Source organism: Modestobacter sp. VKM Ac-2979 (assembly GCF_026967995.1).
In the GTDB taxonomy this organism is placed as follows: domain Bacteria; phylum Actinomycetota; class Actinomycetes; order Mycobacteriales; family Geodermatophilaceae; genus Modestobacter.
This window is the reverse complement of record NZ_JAPVBO010000007.1, coordinates 185077-211584: the sequence shown is the minus strand read 5'-3', so window position 1 is coordinate 211584 and position 26508 is coordinate 185077. Positions and strand designations below refer to the sequence as shown.

Genomic DNA, 26508 nt, shown 5'->3' with positions numbered 1-26508 from the left:
CCTCTCACACAGTCGGCGCCCGCAGGTCGATGACATCCGTTGCTGCCACCTCGTCATCGCTGCGCCGATCAAGCAGCTTGAGCAGGTCCTCTTGGCGCGGCTGGCCAAAGGCGAGCCGGTAGAGCGCCAGGTCGCGCTTCAGCCGGTCATATCGGGGGCCGTCCAGGCTGAGCGCGTACGGGTACACGTACCGCTCGATCTTGGCGTCGCCGCCGTAAACCCAGTACGGCACGAAGTCACCCTGGTCTTGAGTCGCCTGGTCAGCGGCGTCGTAGGCCGCCCTCCACGGGTCATTCAGCGAGGAGCCGAGCGCTTCCGCTCGGTGCGCGGAAGCCACGTTGCGCCGCACGGCGTGCCCGCCGAAGCGGTGCACACGCCCCTCCCGCTGCTCGAAGTCCACCGGATTTGCCGGGGTGTTCCAGTGCACGATCGCCGAGCACCACCAGTGGAAGTCGATGCCCTCCTGGCCGGCTGAGGTGGTGGTGAGCACGAAAGGCCAGAACGGGCTGTTGAATGCCGCCCGCACGTCTTGCTGACGCACCTGCACACCTTCGGCAGCATCGGCTGCCGTCCCTCGCGCCGATCCGTAGCGGAGCGCGAAGCGACTGCGGAGTCGTGGTCCGCCGCCATCGAGCGGGTAGTAGGGCGTGTAGTTGGCGACGCGCAGGCTCACCGCGCGGACCATGTCATCCGCCAAGCCGAACAGAGCCTCGCCGGTCAGGGGCGTGTCAGACAGTGAGCTCCGCAGATGGTGCACGTACTCGTCGAGAACGGCCTGCAGGTTGCCGGCCGCGCAGTAGTCGAGGACTGCTCGCCAGTAGGCGGGTCCTTCGTCACCGCGGTCGATGATGAGCGTGCTCTCAAGTCGGTTGAAGAGTGCGCGCAGGCCAGCAGCGAGGTGTGCTGCCGCCCGCCAGTGCTCGCCGCTGGTCACGTTGTCGTCCTCGGTGAGGATGCGACTCAGCGCTCGCCACGCGATGTTCCCGGGCGCGTGCGCGGCGAGCCGGACGACGTCCCGGCCGAGGCTGTTCCTGCGACGCAGTCGGCCAGGGCCGCCGCGGGCGATTGCCTGCAGTGCCTGATCGACGTGTGCACTCAAACCGGCACCCGTCTCTGGCTGCTCTTGGCCCGCGTCGGGTGATTCGCCAGAGCCGCCCGCCAACAGCGATGGCAGCCCGCCACCCACGTCGGCCGGCAGAGCGCCCGGCCAGCTCAGGAACCGGTTCCACGCTACGGTGTCGCCCTCCGGCTCCGCCTGCTCCGCGTCGTCCTCCGCACCTTCCAGCGCGTCTCGGACCGCGGTCTCCATCTGCGCACGGCTCAGCAATTCGCCGGGGCGCGAGCGGGCCACAGTGAGTGGGTCACCCAATCGAGCCAACTCCGGATGCGGCCAGAACAGAGCCAGCGCGCTCATGGCTGCGGGCCGGCCGTCGGTGAGGCGGTAGTCGAGCCGACTCGCCACCGCGGCACGCGCCTGGACGGTGTTCTCCGTCAGCACGCCGTCGGCGATGCGGCGCTCAGCTTCATAGCTGAGCAGCCCAGCGATGGCCGTAGGAGTCGCCGACCACGAGGAGAAGATCAAGCGCTTGGTGATCCCGACGGCGGCGTGCTGCGCGAAGGGCTGACCGAGCGAGAAGTACGGCATGGACGGCGGCAGCCACAACAGCTCTGCCCATCCCTTGTTCACCGTGTCCTCAGCGAGACGGCGCAGCCGGGCGTTGCCCATGTCCATCGGCTTGAACGACGACAGAGCCGCCGCATCCAGTTGCTGGGTACGCGAGGCGAGCTCGCGGACGCGTGGTGTGGCGCCGTCCGCTAGGGCCTTCTTCAGCTTGTCGCCGAGCTGGTATCCCTCGACGAAGTTGACGAAGTACGGGGCGGACTTCCAGTACTCGAGAGTCGCGTTGGCGTCGAGCGCCGAGGCGAGCTCGCGAAGCCGCACGTAGCCGCGGACGTCGTCCGCTGTCAGATCGACCAGCTCAGTGCGCCGCTCGTGCACCATCTCCCCAGTGCTCAACCGCGGGCGCTCCGCCCGTGTCATGACGGTCGTCAACAGCTCTCGGACGCGGCTGGCCGCTTCCGCTGCGGGGATGGCACGCGACAGCGCATCGCGATAGTCCGCCAGAGCGTCGTCGACTTGGTCCAGCCAGTCCGGGTCCCCGTTGAGGAAACGCAGGGTCTCCAGGAAGTCCTTGTGGTGGCTCTCCCCCGTCGTCAGCCGCTCCTGCTCCAACGTGAAGGGCTTGTACGGGGTAGCGGACAGCAGCAGGACCTTCGCCTGGCCGTAGTTGAACAGCTCCTGAGCGAGCTCGGCACTTTCCCCGCCCTGCTCGACCGAGAGCAAGTTCCTGAACCGCTGGAACTCATCGAGGATGACGAGATCGGGTTCCAGGGACTCGATTGAGGCTCGCGCCAGTCGACCGCGGAGTTCTCCGATCAGCCCCGTCGCGCGGTGCCACAACTCGCCAGTGATGTCTTGCCGACGGCCGACGTCAGCGAAGAGGTCTTCGGCGCGCCGCCCAAGGCCGTCCCTGTTGAGTGCCTGACCGAAGGCTTCCGCGATGACGGGATCGGGACCGCCGTCGAGGGTCGAGCGGAGGTACTCAACGGCGGACTCGAACCGCTCGTACGACCGGGTGGTGGCCCGAAGAGTCTGGAGTGCGCTGCGACGAGCCCAGCCGGACAGCTCGAGGTGCTCCTCCAGCAACAGGTAGATGAGCGCTCGCTCCTCCGCCTGTCCCGTCCGCCAGCCCTGCTCAAAGCTCGTTCCGGGCGTGAACGCGACCAGATTGACCGGCTTGTCGATCAGATCGGAGGTGGCGCCCTTCAACGAGGCGGTGTGTTTGGCGAGCATCGTCAATCGCGTGGACATGTGCGTGGCTCGAGTTCCGGTGACCTCCAGCCGAGCGAGGTTCTGCCGGGCGATGTCCGCGTTCGAGCAGATGTAGACGACGTCGATGCGGTCGACCGAGTCGTCGTCCTGGAGGTGCTCGAGCGTCTTGGCGATGACGCCGCGGGCCACGACGCTCTTGCCCAAGCCCGTCTCGTCGGCAACGAGGAACCGTCGCGTCGGTTGATCATCGGTGAAGAACCGACGAGCGACGTGGTCCACGGTGGCGCGCTGGAAGTCCTTCAGTCCGGCGAGCACCGGGCCGGCATCAAAGCGCGTCACGCGACGGCCTCCTGATCGCGTCGGACGGCGTCCACGACCGCCCAGATCTCTGAAAACCCGTCCGGGAGCACGCTCCCTCGGTCTGCAGACGCACCAAGACGGTCGACGAGGCGGGCGAGGTCATCCAGCCGGCCCGGGTGCTCGACCAAAGCCCACATCAGCAGCTCGAGCAACCCGGGCGCTTCAAATGCAGGTGCGGCGGATGCTCCGGCACTTCCGACGGGTTCCATCCCCACCGTCCAGGCGGGCTGACCCACTCCGAGCAGGAGCGCGAGGAAACGGAGGAACTTCTCCGGGGTGTCCACCTGCCGGGCGATGATCTCATCGAGCCGGTTTATCGGGGCCCCCACGAGATCAGCGAGGACGACGGCACTCGCCGAGACATCCTCCTGGGTCATTACCGTGATGATCACGAAGGCCGAGATCTGGTCGACCTCCAGGGGCCCGAACGTGACGTCGATAAGCTGCTCTGGCGGTACCTCGGCGGCGAACTCGGGCACCGTGACTGGGTGGACAGTGACGCGTGCACCGACCGGCAACGTCGGGATGGCTGGGCCCTGCAGCTGGATCAGGTGGCCCTGGTCTTTCGACTGGACCGACGCGGTGAAGTCCCCACTGGCCAGGTCGATCAACAGGTCACCGAGCTGACCCGCCACGTCGTCCTCATCGGGGGCCGCCTGCGGCGAGTACTCGGTGAGGATGCTGCGCAGCGAGCTCTCGGCCTTGAAGAGGTCGGTCACGCCCAGCTTCGCCGCCGAGCCGACCAGCGAGACGAGGATCTCGACGTTCCCGGCGAAGGCCGCTTCTGTGGCGTTGGCCGAGCCCACCCGGATCCACGCCTTCCTGCCATAGCGGAGGATGAAGCACTTGGCGTGCAGTCCGGTCAGCCCGATGGCGCTCGGGTGTGTCCCGTCTCCCTTGTCTTCCATCTCGCTGGTGAGCGGATCGAGAACGAACGTCTCGTGCTCCCCGAGAGCACTCCGGTCGAGCCCGTCGAGGGTCTCCTGCCGACTGACCACCGTCGCTGGCGTACGGCCGGTGACGGTGGCCAGGCCACCGTCTGTGCAAAAAGGTGAGATGACGAGGTGCTCGTGGCCGACGAAGAAGTCGTCGGCCAGGGGGCGGCCGAGTCCCAGGACGTCGAAGAACAGCTCGTCGACGTGCTCGGGCAGTTCCCACTCTGTCCGCTGGAGGTCGCTCACCAGAGCATCGAGCCGGGCGATGCGATCAGGCGGCATGGTCGACAGACACATGCCAGGCAGCACAGTCAGCAACTCGGCGACCGGGCTGTTGCCCTCGACGGGATCTGGACCCAGCTGACCCTCGAGCTGGAGGCAGAGATCCCAGCTGCGGTCGGCCGTGAGGTTGCGACTGGGGACGAGCAGCCGCATACGGACGTCGGCGACGTCGTCGTCGGCCACGTAACGGAGAGCCCACAACTTCGGGTGGAAGAGATGTCCCGCCTTGGGCCGCCGCACCGCGTGCAGCACCGGCTCGAGGAAGGAAAAGATGGGCGACCGCGATGGCGGCATGGCGATCATGCCGGCCTGGTGGAAGATGTCGAGCCGGTCAGCCGCTGCCCGGACCGCCTCCATCAGCGCGATCGGATCACCGGAGTCGGCCAGCCGACGGGAGAGGAAAGACAGCGGGACCGACAGCGCTGTGTCGAGGTGCAGCGTGAAGGTCGTGGCCACGCCGTAGTCGAGGCGGTACCCCTCCGGTGGGCGAAAGGCGTCGAGCAGGAGTGCGCGGCCGTCAGGTTCGAGCATCGGACGATCCCAGTCCCTCGCGGATGTCGGTGACGAGCGCCGCCACGTTGCCCCACCGATAGGTCAACCGTCGGCTGCCGGATGCTCCGGCCCAGCTGCGCAGGAGCTTCTCGTTGGTCAACCGCGACTGCGCCCCCTTGATCGAGCGCTCGCGCTGCTTGATGAGCTGCCGGCGTGCGTCGTCGTCCGCGACACCGTCGACGTCACCGCGAACGAAGCCGTCGAGCCAATCACTGATGAACCGGCGGGCGCGGATGTTGCCCTCGACGCGCGGGTTCTGACTCATGACCCGTCCCCACATCGCGGCGGTGTCCCACAAGCTCCGCTTTGGATGCGCCAGGGCCTGTTCCGCCCAGTCGTCCAGGGCGCTGCGGTAGGTCTCGACCGGACTGGGAACGTTGCTCAAGTCCTTGCTCTCGTACCACTCGCTGATGAGCAGGTTGTAGAGCAGGGCCGCTCCGTGCATTGCGAGAGAGAAGAGCTCTGCGTCCGCGACGACCGAGACCATCTCGGTCGGCGCCGTTTCGACGGCGGGGTGGCTCCACGGCCAGTCCACGCCGTCTAGCGGCAACTCGGACAGCAGGACGTGCGTCAGGTAAGAGTCCGGGGTGGCTGCGATGATCTGCTCGCTCAACCAGCTCGCCTCCTCCAGCGACAGCCGAACCCCACCGTCTATGGCATCGGGAAAGCCGGGCGGCGCTGCTGGCAGCGAGGAGACCCATCGGCCTGGGGCATCACGGGTGACCTGTTCCCCAACCGCCTCCTCAGCGAGCACGCCGCTCTCCACTGCTGGGCGGGCGATGCCGTAGCGCTCCAGCGCCTGCTTGTAGAGGACCGAGGGCAGGTTCTTCACCGCGGTTCCGGCGTACGCACCGATGATCCCGGGTTCGCCCGGTGCCGCCGCCTTGAGCGCCACGAGCGCCCTGCGTTCGACCATGTCCAGCGTCTGCCGTCCCCGCCGGTAGTGCGCCGTACTGTCCGCGTACTGACCGCACCACGGGACGACGAGGAAGTACCGCGCACGAGTCAGCAGCACTGATGTACCGGGGAAGAGCAGGTCCGAGAAGGCGTCGCGGACCTGACCGATGCCCAGTTCGTCGCGGCTCTCCTTCTCCTCGAACAGGCGCAGCATCTCGCGCGTCCGGCGTTGCTCCTCAGCGGAGAAGTCGAGCCACTTCAGAGTCGAGGTCATCCGGGCACTCCAGCTTCGACGGGCTCTTGCTCCGCCGCCAGCAGCTCGCTCGGCTGCAGTCCGTGGTCGAGCATGAAGGTCAGCAGCCGACGGAGGATCACGCGCTTTCGCTCGAGATCGGCAATCCGCGGGGACTTGGGGTCCGACAGGGGCGTCAACCGGTTGAGTTCTGCCGCCACGTCTGTCTCAGCGCTGACGAGGTAGTACCAGGCACCTGCATCCGGCGTCACATCGAGGAGCTGACGAGCTCTCGCCGAACTCACCCGGATGACCACGTCAGCCGCGAGTTCATCGACGGACGCGTTGGCCGCACTCACGGTGACCGCCCCCGCAGTCACTGCCGCGCCGGCTGAGGTCAACCCGCTCAGCATCGCTAGTCCACCGATCATGCCGCCCGGACCGAAGGCAGCCAGAGCACCCGTGACTGCCGCTGCCCCGTAGGCGGTCGCCGGCGCAGCCAGCGCGACACCGAGGGGCCCGGCGGCGAGAAGGGCCACGCCACCAACACCGATGAGGATGCGTGACCATGGGATGCCAGTGCTGCCGCCGAGGCAGCCCTTCACATCAGCGATGGCCTGCCGGATACGGTCCCCGCTCTCCGGCTGGATGTGGAGCTCCGTCGCCATGTCGCGCAGCGCGTCCATCGGTGCGTCGCCTGTCGACACGTCATATGGCTGGACGAGGTTGGACAACGCGCAGAGGACGAGGACCTCGACGACTTCGTCAATCCTCCAGGCCCGGACCAACGTGGGCGGTTCCCCATTCGACAGTGCCCGGACAGCGCCCGACAGGGGTCGACCTTCATTCGCGAGGAGGAGCCTGAGGCTCTCCGCCATCTCCAACTGCACGGTCCGCAGCGCCAGCTCGTAGCGGCCAGCGACCGCCTTGTCCTTGATCCTTCGCCGGACGTGGTGCGCAAACGCCAGCGCGAACAGGGCTGTCTGCTCCGGCACAGAACCGATGACCTCAAGGGCCACGGATCGGACGGCCAGGTCAGTTCCCAGCGACCCTTGGAGCGCCTGACCGATCAGGATCGCAACCGACGGGTGTTCGAAATACGCCTTGGCGGCGTGCCGTGGGCCGACTGCGATCGGGTGGTCAGCTGCGGCTGGGAAGGTGGAGCCGAGCCCGCGACCGGCGGTGACGATGTCGGCACGGCCGTAGAGGTTGGACCAGTCCCCCACGATCCCGTACGGGAACTTCTTGAGCAGGCGCTCAGAGTTCGCGTGGATGAACGACGAGCCGGCCGGGCTCCCGATCGTGATGAACCGCTTGACGGTTACACCGACAGGCAGGTGATCGAGGAGGTCGATGGCGACCACGGACCCCAAGCTGTGACCGACGAGCACGATCTCGCCCGACGCCGGCAGATCCTCGAGCACGCGCCGAAGGATCGCCCCGCGGAGGCCCTCGTTCTCGATGTAGCGGCGCACCTGGTGCAGCTGCAGGATGCCTGCAGCGATGACTGCCTCTTGCCCGGGACCGAGCACGACAGAAGGCAGGTCGTCGAACCCGAAACGCCCGATGTCGGGATCAGTGCCGATGAGGCGTGCGGCATTCGCTTGCTGGAACTCGTACTTGCGCCGCCGGCCGTCCTCGTTGGAGGACTTGTAGGTGCGCGCGGGAACCGAGGCGTGGACACCGTCCGTGCTGAGCAGGTCGCTGTACTGCGGCGCGATGGTCTCCGCACGAGCAAGACCCCTGTAGCCGGCACTCTCCAACCCATGGTTCAGATCGGTCAGCCACTGACCGCGCGGGTCACCGTCACCGACGCCGTGCAAGAAGACGAGCTTCGCAGACAAGACATGAACTCCTGACAGTCACCGACCACGGTAAAGAACCGCGCTTCCTCGACCCTGCCATCCGGTACGGACCGTTCGGTAACGCCGACACCCAATGACCGAACGGGTGCGACGGCTGTGACCACTGTGACCCGAGGCCCTCGACGGGTCACTTTCGCGCCTGACGGTGTGTGGTGCGACTCGTGCGCTCAGAGCTCCCTGGGTACAAGGCCGGCGGGACCGGGTGTTTTAGGCCGCGATGCTCACCTGGCGCAGACCTGACCCGGTCGCGGTTGCGGTAGCCGGAAGCGTTTGTCGGCGGTCGCCTGACGAGCGATCACCTCGCGAGGGGCGAACCAGGCAACCGCACGGCACCACGCTGGCGGTGGCGGCAAGCACCCCCACCTAAGTGGCCGACCGACCACGTCTGTATAGATTCGCGGGGTGGACCATGAGAACGAGTCGCGCAACGCCCCCGAAGTCAAGCCAAGCTTGGATACAACGCCTGTCACACGGGTGGCGGACTTCACGACCGAATCGTTGGAGGATGCAAGTTCTCTTGGAGCAGCAGCCCCGCCTGAGACCGCTAAAGCAGAGATCGAGCGCATTCTTGAGATGGACGAGTCCCGACTGGGCGAGGTTTACCGAGCACTGAATCGCGGCTTAAGTGCGGATGAGATTGCAGCGGAACTCGAAGTGTCGACCTCTAATTTCGTATGGAATTACACGAAGACACTACGGGCACTGCTCCACGGCGAGCTGCCGACGGCGCCCACGGTCGCACTCGGCGTTGCACGTAAGTTTAGGTCATTGCTGCGACGCCGCGACCTGTCGGTCCCGGTACGCAACTACCTGCAATTCAACTTACTCGAGTTAGAACGACGTGCGAACGATGAAACGGCGCGTGTCGTGGAGGTGGAGCGGGCTAAGGAACAGACAGAAGAGGCCGAACGGCGCAACGACGTCGGCGTTTACGTCTACGCCCTACCTCACTACCTTCGCTACCCGTTTGACCCACCGAGCGGCCGAACGCTGATGAAGGTCGGCCGAAGCGACAGCGACGTGATTGAACGGTTTCGCAACCAGACGCGGACGACTGCACTTCCAGAAGAGCCAATACTCCTGCGCATTTATCCCACCGGCGACATGAGCAGTGCGGACACGGAACGCAGTTTTCACCGATTGCTCGAGGCAGCCGATCATCACCGCAGTGTCGCACGCACCGCCGGCCGCGAGTGGTTCGTCACTAGCACCCGCTTTTTGGACGAAGTCGCTAGAGTGATGGGCCTAAGGGTCCTCACGGTCAACGACGCCCCAGAGGACGACGAGTGACGCCGCATGGGCACGCCCTCAATGTGCTGACGAACTTTCGAGCGCCGATAGGATCAGGTCTTCACGCGTTCAGTCGCTCAGCTCGTTGCGAGCGAATATGGCCGATGCCAAGAGAACAGCAGCATGCCTAGTCGACCACTGGGGCGGTCTAGACTTTTGCAACCCAGCCTTTGGGCTCAAGCAACGAGAGCATGCAGCTCTGCCAGGCTTCCGTCTCCGTAACCCGTGCTGGCTGACCAGTAAGTCCAGCCATCCGTAACGGCGCTATTTGTAGCGGCCTTAGCGGCCGCGTCAGGCCCATCTTGCCGGATCCCGCCTACGAGAATTCCGTAGTCTTCGGTGATCATCGCCTGCGCGCCGCTCGCCCCCGTCAGGGTGTCCCCCGGGCGGAGCACTTCCGTGTCGACCAGTAGGGCGAACTGCTCATCACGCCGCAGGGTCCAGCCACCAACGGTGCGCGGTGCGGTGTCCTCGGACTCACCGTAGTGGAGGCTCGGCTCCTCGAACGTGCGGAACTTCCACACCGCGTCGTTCATCTTGCTGTCGTTGAACACGCCCGCGTTCACCAGCTGCTCGAAGTCGGCGAGGGTCAGGCCCGTGACGCGCTCGAACAGCTGCGGCTCGAGCTGCGTGACGATATCGCGGATGGCCTTCTCGCGGTCGTCGGTCAGGTACATGAACGCAGGGATGCGCGTGATGAACCGCTGCAGCCGCTTCTTCAGGTTGTCGCGGCGCTTGGCCGCGTCATCCTTGCGCGCTTTCTCCTCACCGCTCAGCTTCTCCTTGGCTAGCGTCTTCTGCCGGAGCTCCTTGTTGGTGGAGATCATGGCGGTCAGATCGTCGGTGATGTTGCGGAACATCTCGATCTGCTCGAGGGAGGCCAGAAGGTCGGGGTTGGCCAGCAGCGCCTCCATGGCCCGCATATCCAGGGCGAGCAGCTCTGGGCTGTTCCACCGACGGGCGAGCATGCTCGAGCTGATGCCGTTGGTGAGGTAGTCGAGGACGTCGGCGGCGTGCAACTGCGACATGGAGTACCCGTCGAAGCTCAAGACGGGCAGGAACTCCATAAACTCGTCGATGGCCGCCTCATCGTTGCGCTCGGCGGCGGTGTCGGCGCGAAGCCGGGTTGCGTAGTCCACGATCTGGCGCAGCGCTCGGTTAGGGGCGAAGTCCAGGACGTAGCAGTGCTCCTTGTGCACGACCTCGTCTTCGCCGCCCTCAGCGGTGTTGACGAGGGCGCTCTTCCACGGCGACTGGACGCGGAACGCCGCCTGGAAGTAGCTCTCCGGGCTCTTGAGCTCGCGCAGCATGAAGATGCCCGCCCAAGCCGGCACCGTGACGCCGGTCATGAGTTTGCCGCAGGAGAGGGTGATGGTCTTGCGCTCCTGCGGGACCTTGCCGATCGCCTGCTCGACCGGCGGCAGCGCCTCCTTGCCGAGGCCGGCCTTCGCGCCGGCGGCGACGACCACCTGGTAGTCGCGGTAGAAGGTGTTGTGCTGGGCGGTCAGCAGGCCGCGCATGGCGAAGCAGGCGTCAACGCTCGGCAGGTACCAGACGGTGTGCTGGAGGGCGGCGAGCAGGTTGGTGTCCTCGTACGGCAGCGGCGGCCGGTTGCGCGATGACACGTTGGCCCACAGGCCGGTGATCTCCTGCCCCCGCAGCAGGTCCAGCCACTTCTGGACCTCGGACTCGTGGATGAATCGGGGCGGACCGTCGTCGGTCTTCTCGGTGCGGAAGAACTCGGTGAGGGAAAACTCCGACAGGTTGTTAAGGGCTACCTCGCGCAGTGCCTCGGGCATCTCGTAGGCCAGCAGGTACATCTTGGGCAGGGCGGCGTAGGGGTTCTTGCCGTGCCCCGTCCACGCTGCCTTCTCGCGCTGCTCATCGCTGTAGGTCCAGTTGTAGACCTGGTCCTCCAGGAACTCGCCCTGTGTCAGGGCGCGGAACGGTGTGCCCGACAGGTAGAGGTAGTTGCTCACCCGCAGCGGCAGGGCGCCCTCAAGGTTCTCGGTGAAGTCCTCGTCGAGGTCCGGGGTGTCGAGCTCGGCCTTTTCCGAGGTGTCGCCGCTACTGCCGGTTTCCGGGTCGCCGACGTAGAGGCCGCGGGCAGCGTCGCGCCATGCGCCGAAGTGGTACTCGTCGATGACGACGGCGTCCCATTCCGCCTCGTACAGGCCTCCGTTCTTAGCCTTCGGGTTGCCGTCGTCGTCGCTGCCGAGCACGTCCTGAAATGAGGCGAACCACACCAACGGAGACTCATCGCCGAGGTCCGGTGGCGCGTCCTCCTTGCCCTTGAAGCGCCACCCGGCGAAGTCGGCGTGCCCTTCCAGGTCCTCCCGCCAGGCCGTCTCGACGGCCGGCTTGTAGGTGAGCACGAGCACGCGCGTCCAGCCCATGCGCTGGGCGAGCTGGTAGGTGGTGAACGTCTTGCCGAACCGCATCTTCGCGTTCCACAAGAAGTGGGGCGGACTGCTGCCGTCGGCGTGGGCAGTGAAGTACGCGGCGGTGCGCTCGACGGCGGCTTCCTGTTCGGGGCGCAGTTCGAAGGTGGCCCGTGGCCGCAACGACTGAAGGCGTGCGCCGGACTTGACGGCCGCGATGGCCGCCTGAACCTCGGCCGCGGTGCACTCGTACCACTCGCCTTCGCGCCGATGAACGCCGGCGCGGCGGAGCGCGGCGTGCACGTCATGGTCGAGGAACGCGCGCCCATCGTCGGCGATCGCTGCCTCGACAACCTGCACCTCGTAGGCCGTAGGGGTGGGCATCTTCACCCCGTGGAGCTGCTTGTAGATGCGCTGGTCGACGTCGAGGTCGGTGTAGCCGACCTTGAGCAGGCCCTTGCCCTCCCGCGGGCCGATCCATGCCTCGTTCTCGTAGGCGTCGGTGGTGTAGGCGTAGATTTTCGGGTGCCGCACCCCGCCGGTGAGCGCTGCGGTCATGCCGGCATCTCCCGGACCATCGCGGCGATGAACGCCTGCTCGTCGGGAGTGATGTCGTACTTGGCGTAGAGCTCCTCGTCGGTCCATGTCCGGTCCCACGGCTGCTGAGGGACCCAGCGGTACACGCCGCGCATGGCGTCCTGGCTGATCTTCCGGAGAGACACGAGGAAGCGCAGGAATCGGGTCCGCAGGTACGCATCGAGACTCTCCGCCTCGGTCTTGCTAGCCAGGGGGCCGATGGGCAGGAACGTTTCGGTGCACACCGACCTGGGCCCGGCGATCATGGCGCGCCCGAGCACCATGTCAGGAAGGATGTGACCACCACTGCTTCCCGGACCAGCCTTCGGGGCCAGCACTTTCCAGGCGTCGATAAGATGCACATTCTTGGTGATCAGGTTTCGGCTCATGGATCCGGAGTTGCGCTGTCCGGAGGGAGTACTCGCGTGGATGGTCACTTCCTTGGACCCCGCCGTGGCGCCCTTCTTGTATCCATTGAAGTTCGACGTAAGGCCGAAGGGGACGGCTCCTGCAACGAGCCCCTGAAGACTCTGCTCCTCTTTGGCGAGGACCTTGCGCAGGATGACAACTGCTCTGGTGTCCCTAATCAGGACATCGAACTCATTAAGGCGGCGCTCATCAGGCCCGGTGGCCTTTCCGTCGCGAACAAGGGTCGTCTGGCAGGTGCCGGGGTTGTCTCGGTCCCAGAGGAAGTAGCAGACGCCGCTCTTGATGTCCACGGTTGGAAACAACTCGGCAGCATTCGGGTAGTCGACGATGCGCCGAATGCGGCGGTCCCCAAGCATCTCGACACGGAAGTTGTCGAGGCCACGGCCGCCGGCCATCCACCGCGAGGGGATGATCATGGAAATGTAGCGGGGGTTGAGCGCCTTCGCCTGATCCATGAACACGTTATAGAGCGGCGAGTGACCGGAGCCACCGCCGCCGCCGGTCATCTGATACGGCGGATTCCCAACGATCACGTCGAACTTCATTCCGAACTCCTTATCCAGCTCGGCGAGCGACGACTGGTGGATGAACCCGTAGGCGTGGTTCTCGCGGTTGTCGCGCTCCATGAGCGCCTCAGAGGCGCCGCACTCGGGGCAGCGTCCGTTGACGTACGAGTGCTCGACCCGGTTCATCCAGATGTTGCCGGCGCTCGTCGGCATGGCAATAGTCGAGCGGGGCCCTGATGCGTCTTTCGAGCAGTACACCGTGCGCCGCGCCATGAGGGCGGTCAGCTCTGTGATGGCGACGCCGACCACCTGCTTGGTCAGGATGTGGCGGAGCCGCTCTTCCTCGTCGGGGATCACGGTGCTGAGTCCCTGGAGCAGGCGTCGCGTGACCTCTCGGAGGAACACGCCGGTCTTGGTGCCGGGGTCCAGCCAGCGGAGGTCGGGGTTGGACCACACCTCGTCGGGGAGCAGGTCGAGGACGGCGTTGGCCACCTTCGGCGGGGTGAACACCTCATCGTTAGACAGGTCGGAGATGACCTCCAAGATGTCGGGCTGGTTCGTGCTCTGCTGCAACATCAGCTGCTTCCCCGACCTGCGCCGGCCGCTGCGGGGGCACCGGTGGCCGTCGAACCCGACGCGGAACCCAGGGAGAGAGCAGGGCCCTGCCACTCGGGCTCCGGTTCTGGCGGGCCGAAGAGCGACATCACGCCGGTGTCGTCGGCGTCCCCGGCCGCCACGATCGCGCTGAGCGTGGTGCGCTGGATCGTCACGGTCCTGTTCTCTGCGGCCCAGGTGTACTCGCGGATGGGCAGGTCTTCGCGCTTGTGAGTGCCGTCCACCCCAGGCGGCAACATGTTGCCGACCTGGACGTTGCGCTCCACGATCCAGTGCGCCGTGCGCATCACCGGGGCAGCGGAGTCGACGGTGCGGCCCAGGATCTCGGTGAGGCGTTCGGACAACAGTGCGATAAGCCGATCGCGTGCCCCGACGTCGTGTCCGGGGGTTCCGCCGATGACGTTGTCGGGCGAGATGTCCACGGCGTAGATGGACGCGAGCGCCTCGAGGGCGTGGAAGTGAACGGCCTCGTCGTCGTTGCCGGCGGCGAGCGTCCCCGCGCGGAACTCCTCCGAGACGCGGTCCAGCTTGCGATCGAAGATGGCGACCAGGAAGTTGCCGTCACCACAGGCGGGCTCGAGGAACGTCGGCGACGGGTGCGTGTGCCACATCTGGGCGGGGAGCAGGTCCAGCATCTTTTGGACGGTGCTCGCCGGGGTGAAGACCTCCGCCAGGCCTCGAACCCGATCTACAGACTTGATGAGCCGCTCGGTTCCAGTGGTGGGCTCCAACGACATGAGCCCTTGCCTCCCGGTTGAGCGTGCGGCAGCTGCTCTGGTCTCAAGTAGGACTGTCGCCCACGGCGCGATCGTGGTCGTCGTCGCTCCGTCTGAAGGACCACGCGTGAGATCTGCTGCCGCTTCGTCGTCCTCCGCTCGCCATGTGGAACCCAAGGGGGACTGAGACTGTCCACTTGGCGGCCGTTGATTCGCCAATCTTCCTCCTCCTGCAGAGCACGCACGGTACGTGGCGCCTCGCCTTCCGACTGTCACACACTCGGAGTGTCAAGCGGACATCGCTCAGGTTGTAGATGACGACGGCGGGTTAAGCGACCGCCGTGGCCTCATACGTGTCGGCGCCGCTTCGCATTCGACGCCGCCCCGTTCGGCGCGATCCCCGTACAGCAGCTGGAGTGGAGCCGTCGGGTGCCGCGGCCTGGAGATGTCCGGCAGCGCACCGAACGGCGCCCACCACGCGTGCAGCCCCGCCGCCGCCCGCACCCCGGCCCGGGCCTGGTCCGGTGGGAGTGGCGCCGATTGCCGTCATCCTGCTGTTGGGCCGGCTCGACCGAGCCTGACCGATCACCACCGGTCACGCACTTACACAGAGACGCCGACAAGCCCCACGTCCCAGCCATCAGTGCGCACCGCGGCGCTGAACACCTCGACCACCTCGACCTCACGCGTCACCCCGGGCTGCGTCCCGCCAGCGCCTTCGCGCGTCCAGCACGTACGAATAGAGCGGATGAGCGGCGTTGTCGGCTTGGTTGAGTGGCGGCTCGAGCTCGGTGATCACCGCGACTTCCACCGTCCACGGCTTCGGGTGCTCGGCCCAGGTCAACCGCAGCTTCTCCGCCATCCACTCCGACAGCGCCAGCTCGTCCCGGTTGACCAGCACCGGCCGGGTCGTCCATCGGCTCTGCCAACCCTGCTGCTCGCTGAGCAGCGCGGCCAGTGACCGCCGGAGCGTCGACGAGCCGGTCGTCCCGCGAATGTGGTCGCCCACCACTCGACTGCGCAGCGTGGCCTTCGACGCGGCCCCGTTCGGCGCGATGCCCACGTACAGCAGCTGCAGGTCAGCGGCCTCGTGCCGCGGTCCGGAGATGCCGGGCAGCGCACCGAACCGCCCCCACCACGCGTAGACCCCCGGTTCGGCGGGCACGCCGGCGCGCGCCTCGTCCAGCGACACAGGGAGCGAACGCAGCGCGGCGACCACGGAGTTCATGCCGACAGTCAAACGCCCGCAACACCCCGGACCCAATCCGCACGGCCCCCGCAGAGCACCGTGCGGAGAAGTTGACCGACGTCCCCGGCGCTCGTAACCGGAGCGGAGCGAGCGAGAGGTGTCGTGAGGGCACCGACTCCGAGGGGACCGCCCGTGCCCGACCTGTTCTCCCCCTTCACGCTCAAGGGCGTGACGCTGCGCAACCGCATCGCCATGTCGCCGATGACCATGTACGGCTCGGTCGACGGGCAGATGGACGACTACCACGTCATATACCTCGGCGCCCGCGCCGCCGGCGGCTTCGGGCTGGTCTTCCCCGAGCAGATCGCCATCACCCCCGACGGCCGCACGACCACCTCCTGCGCCGGCATCTGGGACGACGACCAGATCGCCGGGCACGCCCGGGTCACCGGCATCATCAAGCGCTTCGGTGCTGTCCCGGGCATCCAGCTCGGCCACACCGGGCGCAAGGGCAGCGAGGTCCCGCCGCACAAGGAGCCAACGCCCAGGGCAGCTGGAAGGCCCTCCCGCCGGACCACCCGGACGGCTGGCAGACCGTCGGCCCCTCCGCCATCCCCGCCGGCGACCACTCCTTCCCGGTGCACGAGCTGACGGTCGAAGAGATCAAGGGCCTGTACCGCAGCTACGCCGATGCCGCCCGCCGCGCCGCCGACGCCGGCTACGAGTGGCTGGAGATGCACTTCGCGCACGGCTACCTCGCCGCCAGCTTCTTTTCCCCGCTCGCCAACCAGCGCACCGATGAGTACGGCGGCAGCAACCGCAACCGGGCCCGCTTCCTGCTCGAGGCCCTGGACGCCGTCCGGGAGATCTGGCCCGAGCACCTCCCGCTCACCATGCGGCTGGGCTCTGACGACTTCCACCCCGGCGGCGTGCAGTTCGAGGACTCCATCGAGGCGATCGGCTGGATGAAGGAGCACGGCCTCGACCTCGCCGACCTGTCCATGGGCGGCAACACCGACGAGATGGTCAACCCCTCGTTCCTAAACGAGCCCGCCGGCTTCGTCCCGCGCGCCACCAGGGTCCGCCGCGAGGTGGGCATCCCGGTCGCCACCAGCTGGAACCTCGGCGTCCCGCAGACCGCCGACTCGGTGATCCGCTCCGAGCTCATCGACGTCGCGATGATCGGCCGCCCGGCGCTGTCCAACCCGCACTGGCCGGTCTGGGCCGCCCGCGAACTCGGCGTGGAGGCCCCCTTCGACCTGCTGCCGGCGGACTGGCGGTGGTGGCTGTCGAACTTCCGCGGCCACGCCCCGAGCATCGGGTTGCCGCCCACCCCGGCCGAGGTGCGCGCGGCCGCCACGGCCGACGTCCCGATCGCCGAGTTCGGCGAGGTGCCGGTCAGCGTCTGACCCTGCGGGCGGCCGACGTGACCACATCGGCCGCCCGCACGGCTCCAGGGTGACCCGGTGCAGGTCACGCACGCCCGCACCGGGCCTGTGGACGACGCGAGCGGCGAGGGGCCGCTGCGCGGCAGAGTCCCCCGCCATGAGGACCCGACCGCACTCCGACCTCCCCGTGACCAACGACGCCGAACTCACCGATCGGTGGCGCGACCTGCTCCACCTCGACGGGCCACCGTCCTGCCGCCGGCTGTTCCTCGCCTGGCTGCGGAGCGACGGCACGATGGTCCACCTGCTCATCCCGGTCGAGGAGCTCCCGCTCGAGCCCGACCGGGTGGCGATCGGCAACCTCGCCGAGCTGCACTCCGTCGTGGCCCAGTCCGAGGACGTCGATCCGGCCGACCTGCACCTGGCGATGTGCCTCGAGCGCCCCGGCCCGGCGACACCCACTCCGGACGATGCCGCCTGGTGCAGCGCGTTTGAGTCGATCGTCCGTGGCCGCGACGGTCTCGACTGCAGCGTGCACGTCCACGACGGGCGCACTGCCCTGCCGCTCCTCCCCCGGCCCGCATGGCCGGCACCGTGAACGCCGACATACCTGCTCGCAGATTGCGACAGCCCGGTGGACTATCGCGGCGTGCCGAGCCTGTACCTGCGCAACGTCCCCGTCGAGGTGGTCGAGCGGCTCACCCGGCTGGCCGAGCGCGAACGCACGTCGGTCAGCGCGGTGGCGATCCGGGAGCTGGCCGATGTCAGCCGCCGGGTGGACAACCCGGCCCTGCTGGCGGCCCTGCCGGACACCGGTGTCGGCCTCGACGAGATCGTGGACGCCGTGGACGCAGGCCGCGCGGAGCGGTGGTCGTCCTCGATGCCTCGGCCGCCGTCGCAGCCCTGCTCCGCGATGGATCGGCCCGGGAGAGCGCGGCCCGCGAACAGCTGCACGCGCCGCACCTGATCGACGCGGACGTGGCCCAGACCCTCCGCCGGCTGGTCTCGGCCGGCCGTCTCCAGGCGCGCGTCGGCGAACACCTCCTCCTCGAATGGTCCGCGCTGACCCTCGTCCGTCACCCGGCCCATCCGCTTCTCCCGCGCATCTGGGCACTCCGGAAAAACGTCTCGGCCTACGACGCCCTGACTGAGGCGCTGGGCTGCGCCCTGCTCACCGCCGATGCCCGACTGGCGCGCGCACCCGGAACCACCTGCCCGGTCACCGTCGTCGCCAGCTGACCGAGGTCGCGGCGGACGCAGCACAGCCGCCATCAACCGGACGTTCCTGTCAGACAGTCGAACTAGTGTTCGAATCATGACGACCACGGCTGAACCCACCGTTGCCCCGCGCGCCGACCAGCTCCGAGCCCAGTTCTCGGAGAGCCTGGGTCGGGGACTGAGCGAGGGTCTCGACTCCACCACGCCTGGGACGTTGCTCGGCATGGCCTCGTCAATGCTCGACCTCACCAGCCATCCCGACGCCGATCCCGGGAGCACGGCCCAGGTCGTCCGCCACCTCACGGCCTGGGACCGCCCGGAGACGTCGGCCGGCGCACTTGCCATCGCCACGCTGGCCGACGACCCAGGCCTGCGCCGATGGGTCCGCCGGGACATCGCCGACCGTGGGCACGCTGTGCCGCGCTGGCTCGCCGACCTACACCTCGCCATCCCGGCCGCCCGGGTGGTCGAGCTGATCGGCCCCTTCCGCGAGGCGGACGATGTCGTCCTGGGCGTCACCATCCCGAGCGGGCATGCGCTCACCGCCGTCGTCCGCGTCGACAACGAGCTGGGCGCCCGAGCCGTCGACGGCGCCCTGTTCGAGCACCCGATCGAGACGGTGCTGCGCTCGCCGAGAACGGATGACGACTCGGATCTCCGCATCCGCGACATCGATGCGGCGGACGCCCGCGCCCGGCTCACCGCTGCGTTCACGGGAGTGGGACTCGACGAGGTCCTGAGAACCAGCACGAAGTGGCGAAACCAGCGCTGCATCGTGCGGTGGATGCTGTCCCGCTTCCCCGACGGAGGTGAAGCCACCGTGCCCGGGAGACCGGACGACGTCGACACCGACGAGCTCACCACGCGGTTCCTGGCCTCACCCTGGGGCCGCCCTTGGACACGGGGCGCACTCCCGCTGCTGGTCGAGCGGGTCCTCACCAGCGGCCTGAGCAACGGCGTGGGTGACCCACTGCTGTGGGCACCTCGCCACGTAGGCCGGCTGCTCGACCCGAGGCTGCACGACCTCGACTCCGACGAGCTCGACCTCGACCGTGCCCCCGAGCTGCTGGGCGACCTCATCCGGTACGGCCACGGCGAACGCGGTGTGCGCGTCGGACTCACCGACGCATCGCTGCACGCGGTCGACCGGTGGGCGCCTGCCTTCCGCACCGCCGTCCGGAGGTGGGACGACGAGTTGACCGCCTGACCGACGCCTGAAGCTGCAGCAGCGAGGCGCCCTTCGACGCAGTGGCCCAGCACGCCGCCCGGACGCCACTCGACGACCTGATCTGATGCGGCCGATCCATCTCGCGCGTGCTCCTCGCCGACCTGCTGGCCGTCACGGGGTGAGACCCGGCACGCTCACGCGGAGGTCGGCACCACCGCTCCGTAGTCGTAACCGACTCGGGTCGGTTCTCGCCTCGTCTGGCTCACAGCTGTAGGTGAACCCGAATGGCCTCGTCGAGCTTGCTCATCAGGTCCGGCGGCACGTCACCGAGCACCGGACCGATCCGCTCCAGGGCCACCGAGCGGATCTGTTCGGCCTGCGCCTTCGAATCAGCTGTCAGGCCGGTCCGCTCCGCGGGCAACAACGCCTGAAAGGGAAGCACCCGAGCGACGTTGCTGGTCACCGGGACGACCGTCAGCACGCCACGGCCCAGACGGGCGGCCGCGACATTGGCCCGATCGTTGCTCACCAACACGGCCGGTCGTCGCTTGTTCGCCTCGCTGCCACGCACCGGCTCCAGGTCGACGAGCCGGACCTCACCGCGGCGCATCGGTCACGCCGTCGCCCACAACGGAGTCCCACAGCGACTGCTCGCCAGCGGTCTCCCACTCCTCCCACGCCGTGGCGTAGTCACGCTCGAGACCCGCTTCGCGCAAGAGTCGCAAGGCATGCTGAATCACGGCAGAGCGGCCGTGTAGTCCTGAGGCGCGGGCGTACTGATCGATGAGCTCGACGTCGTCGGCAGGCAGGCTGACACTGAGCTTCATGCACCAGATGCTACCGCTGGTAGCAATGCGGTAGCAAGGACCGTTTCCAACAGAGGTCGCAAGAGGTACCCGACCCCACCCGGTCGTAGTGGATCGCCTTCAGCTCACGCGTCGAGGCGGCGGCGTCGGTTATCGTCGGTGCAGTTCCTGAAACTCGTGTGTAACAACCTGCGGCCGGCGTCCCCGGTGTGAGCAAGGCGGCACGCCCTACCCGCAGCAGAGGTCATGTTCCACACGCGCTCTTCCAGCTCCGAGCTCATCCGGCACGCCGGGCTCTCCTACTTCCCGCTCGCCTTCATCGCGCGGCTCCCGTTTGCGATGATGGTGGTCGGCGTCCTGACCCTCGTCGTCGCGGAGCGCGGCTCGGTCACCCTCGGTGGGCTCAACTCCGCCGCCGCCGGCATCGGCACCGCCCTCGCCGGCCCCCTGCTCGGCGCGGCCGCCGACCGGCTCGGCCAGCGCCGGGTGCTCGTCCCCGTCGGGCTGGTCAACGCGACCCTGCTCGGCGCCTTCCCGTTCGTCGTCGCCAGCAGCACCCCGGCCCTCGCCCTGCTCGCCATGTCGGTGCTGATCGGGGCGTCGGCGCCGCAGATCGCCCCGATGTCGCGCACCCGGCTGGTCGCCATCATCAGGCGCTCGGTCCAGCGCAACCAGCGTGAGCGGGTGCTGAACGGGACGATGGCCTACGAGTCCGCCGCCGACGAGACCGTCTTCATCGTCGGCCCCTTCCTGGTCGGGTTGCTCGCCACCGCCGTCGCCCCCTGGCTGGCCATCGCCGGCGCCTCGGCGCTGACGTTCGTCTTCGTCACCTGGTTCGCGCTGCACCCGACCGGGCGGCTGCACCCCGGCGCGCAGGACGCCCGCCACGAGCAGGCGCCCGCCCGGGAGCTCGCCCGCTTCCCGCTGGTCACCGTGGTGACCGGCACACTCGGCATCGGCCTCTTCTTCGGCGCCACCCTCACCTCGCTCACCGGCTTCCTCGCCGCCGACGGCAGCGGCGACCGGGCCGGGCTGCTCTACGGCGTCATGGGCATCGGCTCGGCCGCGCTGGCGCTCGGGTCGGCCGTCTTCCCCGAGCGGTTCAGCCTGCGGGCGCGGTGGCTGGTGTTCGGGTCGCTGATGCTCGCCGCCGCGATCGCCTACGCCACCGCCCGGTCGGAGCTGACGCTGATCGTCGCCCTCGCCGTCCTCGGCTGTGGAATCGGGCCGACGCTGGTCAGCCAGTACAGCCTCGCCGCCAGGTTCAGCCCGCTCGGCCGCTCGGCGACCACCATGACGCTTCTCGGGTCCGCCGTCGTCGTCGGACAGGCGGTCTCCTCCGCCGTCACCGGCGTCGTCGTCGACCGGCTCGGCGCCGCCACCGCGCTCGTCCTGCCCGCCGTCGCCGCCGCGATCGTGGTCGCCGCCGCACTCGCCCACATCGCCGCCACACCCCGCGTCGACCAGCAGCCGGAGCGGGAGCGGGAGCTGGAGCCAGTCCCCGCCTGAGCACCAGCGCCCCGGCGGGGACCGCGGGTCAGCGGCCCAGGAAGCCGAGGACCGCCCGGGCCAGCTCACCGTCCGGGTCAGCGAGGTCGTCGAGGATGTCGAAGTGGTTGCGCTCCAGCGTGCGGAACTCCACGTCCAACCCGGCGGCCTGACAGGCGGCCGCCCAGTCCCGCGACTGGCGCTCGAACTCCTCGGTCTCCCGGGTGCCGACCACCGCAAGGGTCGGCGGCACGGCGGTGGGCAGGTGCAGCTGCGGGGAGAGGGCTGCGGCGTCCCCGGGGCTGAGGTTGAGCCAGGGCTGCACGAACGAGTGCACCAGCGGACGGAGGTCCATCACAGCGCTGAACGGCAGCGCACCGGCGAACGGCTGCGCCGGCAGCCCGTACTCCCCTGCCCAGTCGGTGGCCAGCAGCGCCCCGACGGCGTGGCCGCCGGCCGAGTGCCCGGCGACCACGATCTTCGACCGGTCTACGCCGAACTCCTCGGCGTTGCGGTACAGGTGGGCGAACGCCGCCCGGTGCTGCCGGGTGATCTCCGCGACCGACACCGCCGGCGCCAGCGTGTAGCTCTCCACCACCGTCACCACCCCGTGCGGGGCCATGCCGTCGGCGACGTAGCTCCAGACCTTGGAGTCCGTCGCCTTCCAGAACCCGCCGTGCACGAAGTACAGCGCCGGGGAGAGTCCCTCGCCGGCGCCCGGGAACACGTCGTAGGTCTCGGTGAGCGTCGCGCCGTAGCGCACGTCGAGCGTGCCGCCCAGCGCCTCGCGGGTCGCCGCGCTGCGGGCCACGAAGTCGGTGGCGTAGGCGCCGAAGTCGGGCACGGTGGCCTCGATGTCGTACTGGGCGGTCAGTTCCTCGACCGTCGCGAAGTCTCGGTACAAGCTCATGGGCGGTGCTCCTCCGACATCGGGGACGACGCGGTCGGCCGACCCGCCGTGTCTGCAGCGACAGCCTGCACCCGGCCGGGAGCGCGCTCGTCCACGCTCCCGCCGGGCACTGCACCGGCCGGCGCCGTCAGCCGCGCAGCGGCACGCGCTTCCGGCAGACCACCAGGCTGGAGATGCTGGCCACCGCGGCGACCATCACCCAGAAGGCAGGGGCGGCGTCGATCCCGGTCGACCCGAGCAGCCACTGCGCCACCAGCGGGGTGAACCCACCGAAGATCGCGACGCCGATGTTGTAGCCCACCGCCATCCCGGTGGCCCGCACCCGGGACGGGAACAGGCCGGCCATCAGCCCGCCCAGCGGCCCGAAGTAGGTGCCCTTGAGCAGCGCCATCGCGCCGACGACCAGCACAAGCACGCCCACCCCGGGCGCGGCCACCATGAACGCGAACATCGGGTAGATGAGCACCAGCACCGCGGCGGCCGCCGGCAGCATCAGCGGCACCGGGCCCCACCGGTCGGACAGGTGCCCCGCCAGCGGCGTCACGATCAGCAGCACCACCGCACCCGCCACCGTCGCGATGAACCCGGACGACGACGGCAGCTCCAGCGTGTTGATCGCGTAGGTGGGGATGTAGGTGATCATGTAGTTCAGGCAGGTGGTCACCGCCAGCGCGCCGATGGTCAGCAGCACCGCCACCTTGTGCCCGAGCAGCACCTCCCGCACCGGCGTCTTCCGTCGGGTGTCGGCGAGCGCCTCGGCCGTCGGCTCCGCCTCGGGGACGTGCCGGCGGATGTAGATGCCCACCGGGCCCACGAGCAGCCCGACGATGAACGGGATGCGGAAGCCCCACGAGTTGAGCGTCTCCTCGCTCATCGTCGTGGTCAGCACGGTCCCCAGCACGGCCGCGATCAGCGCACTCGCCGCCTGGCTGGTGAACTGCCAGCTCGCCGCGAACCCGCGCCGTCCCGGCAGGTGCTCGACCATCATCGCCGTCGCGCTGCCAAACTCCCCGCCGGCGGCGAAGCCCTGGATCAGCCGCGCCACCAGGATGCCCACGGAGGCGAGCACGCCGATCGACGCGTACGTCGGCATGATGCAGATGATCAGCGTGCCGAGCACCATCAGACCCAGCGACAGTGACAGCGCCGGCGTCCGTCCGGCCCGGTCCGCGTAGCTGCCGAGCACCATCGCCCCGATCGGGCGGATGAGGAACGACACCGCGAACGTCCCCAACGCGAGCAGCAGCCCGACCGCCGGATCGCTGTTGTCGAAGAACGCCCGGGAGATGTAGACGGCGAAGTAGCTGTAGACGGCGATGTCGTACCACTCGAGGGCATTGCCGACGCACGCCGCGGTGATCACCCGCCGCGCGCTCGGTGCCGGCTTCGCCGGTGCGGGGCTGGGCGCTGCAGGGCTCGGTGCGGTCATCGGGCGCTCGTTCCGTCCTCGTCGGGAGATGCAGGTGGCCAGCAGGTCAGCTCGCCGAGGTCCCACCACAACCCGGCCATCACCTGCAGCGACTCGCGTACCAGCGGCGCGGGCAGGTGCTCGTCGGGCGCGTGCTGCGCGCACCCCGGGTAGGAGTGCGGCACCCACACCGTGGGCAGGCCGAGGACCTCGACGAAGGGGTTGTTCGGCAGCGAGCCGCCCAGGTTGGGCAGCAGCGCCGGGCGCAGGCCGGTGCTCCGCTCCAGGCTGGCCAGCGTCCAGGACACCCAGGGGTCCTGCGGGTCCAGCCGGGTCGGCGCCATGGTGTGCTCGACCTCGACCTCGACGTCGGCGAAGCCGCGGTCGACCAGGTGCGCCCGGACGGCGTCGCCCACACCGTCGACGTCGATGCCGACGACGCAGCGCAGCTGGCAGTGTGCCCGGGCCGACGGCGGGATCGCGTTGACCGGCCCGTCCGGGTCGCCGGCCTTCATCGCCAGCACCTCCAGGGTGTTCCAGCCGAACAACCGCTCGCTCGGGGTCAGCCCCGGTTCGCCCCAGTCGGAGTCCAGCCGGGGGCTGTCCGGCCCCTGGTCCACCGCGATGTCGGCCAGCGCCCGCCGCACCGGCTCCGGGATGCCGTCCGGTCGCAGCGCCTCGACCAGCAGCCGGCCGTGCGCGTCGACCAGGGCGGCCAGCGCGTGCGCCACCCGGACCGCCGGGTTGACCAGCACGCCACCCCAGTTGCCCGAGTGCTGCCCCTCGTCGCGGGAGTGCACCCGCAGTGTCAGGTTCACCGACCCGCGGGTGCCCAGGAAGACGGTCGGCCGGTCGGCGGCCACCCGCGGCCCGTCGGAGCCGATCAGCAGGTCAGCAGTCAGCAGCTCCCGCTCCCGCGCGCACAGCTCGGCCAGGCCCGGGGAACCGAACTCCTCCCCCATGTCCAGCAACAACGTGACGTTGTAGCCCAGCCGGCCGCCGCGGGCAGCGAGAACCTGCTCCAGCGCGACCAGGTTGACGGTGTGCTGGCCCTTGTTGTCGGCCACCCCGCGGCCGTACCAGCGCTCGCCGTCCACGGTGACCTGCCAGGGGTCCAGGTCGTCCCGCCACTGCTCGGCGTGCGCCGGCTGCACGTCGCCGTGGCCGTAGGTGAGCACGGTGGGCAGCGCGTCGTCCTCGACCCGGGTGGCGACCAGGAACCGGTGGCGCGGAGACACCGGGTTCTCCACGATCCGGGCCTCGAAGCCCATCGCCTCGACCGCCGGCACGATCTCCTCGTCGAGGTAGGCGCGCAGCGCGCCCTCCCGCTCGGGGAACGCGCTCTCCGAGGGGTGGGCCACCCGGCGACGCAGCTGGGCCAGGAACTCACCGGAGTCGTAGACGGCGACCGCGCCGGCCAGGGATGCGTCTCGGGACATGAGAGGACCGTGACCTGCACCGAGCGTGTGAACAAGGCCACTGTGGGTGTCGATAGGGGAACAGCGCCATTGCCGTAGCGGCAACGCTGCGGCCGCGGCGCTAACCTCGCCGGGTGCCTCTGGTCGATCCGGCGCTGACCTACGTCCTCGCCGTGTACACCACCGGCTCGATCAACGAGGCGGCCCGGCGGCTGTACGTGGCCGGCTCGGCGGTGAGCCGGCAGCTGACCCGGCTGGAGCGGGAGCTGGGCACGCCGCTGTTCGAGCGGCAGGCCACCGGGGTGGTGCCGACGGCGGCCGGGCACACGTTCGCCGAGTACGCCCGGCGGGCCATCGCCGAGGCGGGGACGCTGCTCGACGACGTCCGCGACCACCGCGACGCCGGCCCGCAGGTCACTCTCGCCTCCTGCGACGGCCCGCTGCACGACCTGCTCCCGCGCGTGCTGGCCGCCCACCGGAACTCCTCCCCCGACGTCCGGTTCGTGCTCACCGCCGCCGGCCCGACCGCGGTCACCCAGCTGGTCCGCGCGGGCACCGCCGACCTCGGGCTCACCTTCACCCTCGGCGCCGACCCGCAGGTGCGCGTGCTGCACGCCCAGCCGGCGCCGCTGACGCTCGTCGTCCGCAGCGACTCCCCCCTCACTGCGCGGACGACGATGGCGCTGCCCGAGCTGGTCGGCCTGCCGCTCGCGCTCCCCTCGACCGCCACCACCAACCGGGCGCTGATGGACCTCGCCTGCGCCGCCGCCGGCTGCGTGCTGGAGCCGGTCTTCACCTGCGACGTCACCGACGCCGTGCTGCGGTTCGTCCGGGAGTCCGGCGCGGTCGCCGTACTGGGGCGGGTGTCACTGCCCCAGCACCTCGACGGACTGGTCGCCATCCCGCTGGAGGGCGCCGAGCTGGCCCGGCGCACGCTGCAGCTGCAGGCGCAGGTCGGTCGGCAGCTGCCGTCCGCCGTCACCCGGGTCGCCGACGACCTGATCGCCGCGCTGCGCACGGCCGGCGGCTGAGCCGGCGCCCCAGGG

Annotated in this window: 22 protein-coding genes; 9 read left to right on the top strand and 13 right to left on the bottom strand. The window is 68.9% G+C overall.

Annotated features, from left to right (window positions below):
• Nucleotides 1-4: 4 nt before the first annotated feature.
• From O2W15_RS20560 to O2W15_RS20545, 4 genes are read right to left on the bottom strand one after another with little or no spacing between them, the layout of a single operon-like run.
• Complete coding sequence (locus O2W15_RS20560) at nt 5-3172, bottom strand: C-terminal helicase domain-containing protein (protein ID WP_269180764.1); 3168 nt, start codon at nt 3170-3172, stop codon at nt 5-7.
• Entirely contained in the window at nt 3169-4941 is a 1773-nt protein-coding gene (locus O2W15_RS20555; protein WP_269180763.1) for a phospholipase D family protein, read from the bottom strand. Before O2W15_RS20555 ends, O2W15_RS20560 begins: the two co-directional genes overlap by 4 nt.
• Complete coding sequence (locus O2W15_RS20550; protein ID WP_269180762.1) at nt 4928-6133, bottom strand: DUF6361 family protein; 1206 nt, start codon at nt 6131-6133, stop codon at nt 4928-4930. Before O2W15_RS20550 ends, O2W15_RS20555 begins: the two co-directional genes overlap by 14 nt.
• The gene (locus O2W15_RS20545) at nt 6130-7935 is read right to left on the bottom strand and encodes a hypothetical protein (RefSeq protein WP_269180761.1); all 1806 of its coding nucleotides are present in this window, start codon (nt 7933-7935) and stop codon (nt 6130-6132) included. The genes O2W15_RS20550 and O2W15_RS20545 overlap by 4 nt, the downstream gene beginning before the upstream one ends.
• 423 nt (nt 7936-8358) lie before the next feature.
• Between O2W15_RS20545 and O2W15_RS20540 the strand changes: the two genes are divergently transcribed.
• Nucleotides 8359-9246: a GIY-YIG nuclease family protein gene (locus tag O2W15_RS20540; protein WP_269180760.1), complete on the top strand. Its 888-nt coding sequence runs from the start codon at nt 8359-8361 to the stop codon at nt 9244-9246.
• Between the two features lie 176 nt (nt 9247-9422).
• Here the strand turns inward: O2W15_RS20540 and O2W15_RS20535 are convergent, their stop codons facing one another.
• From O2W15_RS20535 to O2W15_RS20520, 4 genes are all read right to left on the bottom strand, one after another.
• A complete protein-coding gene (locus O2W15_RS20535) occupies nt 9423-12185 on the bottom strand; it encodes a GIY-YIG nuclease family protein (protein ID WP_269180759.1) in 2763 nt (920 codons plus the stop codon).
• Nucleotides 12182-13714 carry an Eco57I restriction-modification methylase domain-containing protein gene (locus tag O2W15_RS20530; protein WP_269180758.1) on the bottom strand — a complete coding sequence of 511 codons (1533 nt, stop codon included), beginning with the start codon at nt 13712-13714 and terminating at the stop codon, nt 12182-12184. Before O2W15_RS20530 ends, O2W15_RS20535 begins: the two co-directional genes overlap by 4 nt.
• A complete protein-coding gene (locus tag O2W15_RS20525) occupies nt 13714-14388 on the bottom strand; it encodes a hypothetical protein (protein WP_269180757.1) in 675 nt (224 codons plus the stop codon). Before O2W15_RS20525 ends, O2W15_RS20530 begins: the two co-directional genes overlap by 1 nt.
• 763 nt (nt 14389-15151) lie before the next feature.
• Nucleotides 15152-15697, bottom strand: a complete 546-nt coding sequence (locus O2W15_RS20520; RefSeq protein WP_269180756.1) for a GIY-YIG nuclease family protein — start codon at nt 15695-15697, stop codon at nt 15152-15154.
• A gap of 153 nt (nt 15698-15850) precedes the next feature.
• Here O2W15_RS20520 and O2W15_RS20515 point away from each other — a divergent pair, with 153 nt between their 5' ends.
• From O2W15_RS20515 to O2W15_RS20490, 6 genes are all read left to right on the top strand, one after another.
• Nucleotides 15851-16309, top strand: a complete 459-nt coding sequence (locus tag O2W15_RS20515; RefSeq protein ID WP_269180755.1) for an oxidoreductase — start codon at nt 15851-15853, stop codon at nt 16307-16309.
• Nucleotides 16297-17067, top strand: coding sequence for an oxidoreductase (locus O2W15_RS20510; RefSeq protein WP_269180754.1), 771 nt, complete (start codon nt 16297-16299; stop codon nt 17065-17067). Before O2W15_RS20515 ends, O2W15_RS20510 begins: the two co-directional genes overlap by 13 nt.
• Nucleotides 17068-17203: 136 nt before the next feature.
• Nucleotides 17204-17644, top strand: coding sequence for a hypothetical protein (locus O2W15_RS20505; protein WP_269180753.1), 441 nt, complete (start codon nt 17204-17206; stop codon nt 17642-17644).
• A gap of 51 nt (nt 17645-17695) precedes the next feature.
• Nucleotides 17696-18013, top strand: coding sequence for a hypothetical protein (locus O2W15_RS20500; protein ID WP_269180752.1), 318 nt, complete (start codon nt 17696-17698; stop codon nt 18011-18013).
• Nucleotides 18014-18024: 11 nt separating this feature from the next.
• Entirely contained in the window at nt 18025-18285 is a 261-nt protein-coding gene (locus O2W15_RS20495) for a type II toxin-antitoxin system VapC family toxin (RefSeq protein WP_269180751.1), read from the top strand.
• Between the two features lie 76 nt (nt 18286-18361).
• Entirely contained in the window at nt 18362-19471 is a 1110-nt protein-coding gene (locus O2W15_RS20490) for a hypothetical protein (RefSeq protein WP_269180750.1), read from the top strand.
• Between the two features lie 223 nt (nt 19472-19694).
• On the opposite strand, the gene O2W15_RS20485 is transcribed toward O2W15_RS20490, so the two are convergent.
• Both O2W15_RS20485 and O2W15_RS20480 read right to left on the bottom strand, forming a co-directional pair.
• Nucleotides 19695-20042, bottom strand: coding sequence for a type II toxin-antitoxin system PemK/MazF family toxin (locus O2W15_RS20485; protein ID WP_269180749.1), 348 nt, complete (start codon nt 20040-20042; stop codon nt 19695-19697).
• Nucleotides 20029-20259, bottom strand: coding sequence for a ribbon-helix-helix domain-containing protein (locus O2W15_RS20480; protein WP_269180748.1), 231 nt, complete (start codon nt 20257-20259; stop codon nt 20029-20031). Before O2W15_RS20480 ends, O2W15_RS20485 begins: the two co-directional genes overlap by 14 nt.
• 225 nt (nt 20260-20484) lie before the next feature.
• Here O2W15_RS20480 and O2W15_RS20475 point away from each other — a divergent pair, with 225 nt between their 5' ends.
• The gene (locus O2W15_RS20475) at nt 20485-21747 is read left to right on the top strand and encodes an MFS transporter (protein WP_269180747.1); all 1263 of its coding nucleotides are present in this window, start codon (nt 20485-20487) and stop codon (nt 21745-21747) included.
• Between the two features lie 28 nt (nt 21748-21775).
• Here the strand turns inward: O2W15_RS20475 and O2W15_RS20470 are convergent, their stop codons facing one another.
• The 3 genes from O2W15_RS20470 to O2W15_RS20460 all read right to left on the bottom strand — a co-directional run bounded on the left by O2W15_RS20470 (nt 21776) and on the right by O2W15_RS20460 (nt 25483).
• Nucleotides 21776-22636, bottom strand: a complete 861-nt coding sequence (locus O2W15_RS20470; RefSeq protein WP_269180746.1) for an alpha/beta hydrolase — start codon at nt 22634-22636, stop codon at nt 21776-21778.
• Nucleotides 22637-22763: 127 nt separating this feature from the next.
• Nucleotides 22764-24065, bottom strand: coding sequence for an MFS transporter (locus O2W15_RS20465; protein WP_269180745.1), 1302 nt, complete (start codon nt 24063-24065; stop codon nt 22764-22766).
• Nucleotides 24062-25483, bottom strand: coding sequence for a M20 family metallopeptidase (locus tag O2W15_RS20460; RefSeq protein WP_269180744.1), 1422 nt, complete (start codon nt 25481-25483; stop codon nt 24062-24064). Before O2W15_RS20460 ends, O2W15_RS20465 begins: the two co-directional genes overlap by 4 nt.
• A 113-nt stretch (nt 25484-25596) precedes the next feature.
• Here O2W15_RS20460 and O2W15_RS20455 point away from each other — a divergent pair, with 113 nt between their 5' ends.
• Nucleotides 25597-26493 (top strand): LysR family transcriptional regulator, encoded by an 897-nt coding sequence (locus O2W15_RS20455; protein WP_269180743.1) that lies wholly within the window; start codon nt 25597-25599, stop codon nt 26491-26493.
• Nucleotides 26494-26508: the final 15 nt, after the last annotated feature.

What these genes read in the sequence shown, in the direction of transcription:
- O2W15_RS20490 (WP_269180750.1), top strand. Translation starts at nt 18,362, where the DNA reads ATGACGACCACGGCTGAACCCACCGTTGCCCCGCGCGCCGACCAGCTC.
- O2W15_RS20485 (WP_269180749.1), bottom strand. Translation starts at nt 20,042, where the DNA reads ATGCGCCGCGGTGAGGTCCGGCTCGTCGACCTGGAGCCGGTGCGTGGC.
- O2W15_RS20530 (WP_269180758.1), bottom strand. Translation starts at nt 13,714, where the DNA reads ATGTTGCAGCAGAGCACGAACCAGCCCGACATCTTGGAGGTCATCTCC.
- O2W15_RS20525 (WP_269180757.1), bottom strand. Translation starts at nt 14,388, where the DNA reads ATGCTGGACCTGCTCCCCGCCCAGATGTGGCACACGCACCCGTCGCCG.
- O2W15_RS20460 (WP_269180744.1), bottom strand. Translation starts at nt 25,483, where the DNA reads ATGTCCCGAGACGCATCCCTGGCCGGCGCGGTCGCCGTCTACGACTCC.
- O2W15_RS20505 (WP_269180753.1), top strand. Translation starts at nt 17,204, where the DNA reads ATGAGGACCCGACCGCACTCCGACCTCCCCGTGACCAACGACGCCGAA.
- O2W15_RS20550 (WP_269180762.1), bottom strand. Translation starts at nt 6,133, where the DNA reads ATGACCTCGACTCTGAAGTGGCTCGACTTCTCCGCTGAGGAGCAACGC.
- O2W15_RS20465 (WP_269180745.1), bottom strand. Translation starts at nt 24,065, where the DNA reads ATGACCGCACCGAGCCCTGCAGCGCCCAGCCCCGCACCGGCGAAGCCG.
- O2W15_RS20480 (WP_269180748.1), bottom strand. Translation starts at nt 20,259, where the DNA reads ATGAAGCTCAGTGTCAGCCTGCCTGCCGACGACGTCGAGCTCATCGAT.
- O2W15_RS20475 (WP_269180747.1), top strand. Translation starts at nt 20,485, where the DNA reads ATGTTCCACACGCGCTCTTCCAGCTCCGAGCTCATCCGGCACGCCGGG.
- O2W15_RS20520 (WP_269180756.1), bottom strand. Translation starts at nt 15,697, where the DNA reads ATGAACTCCGTGGTCGCCGCGCTGCGTTCGCTCCCTGTGTCGCTGGAC.
- O2W15_RS20555 (WP_269180763.1), bottom strand. Translation starts at nt 4,941, where the DNA reads ATGCTCGAACCTGACGGCCGCGCACTCCTGCTCGACGCCTTTCGCCCA.
- O2W15_RS20470 (WP_269180746.1), bottom strand. Translation starts at nt 22,636, where the DNA reads ATGAGCTTGTACCGAGACTTCGCGACGGTCGAGGAACTGACCGCCCAG.
- O2W15_RS20535 (WP_269180759.1), bottom strand. Translation starts at nt 12,185, where the DNA reads ATGACCGCAGCGCTCACCGGCGGGGTGCGGCACCCGAAAATCTACGCC.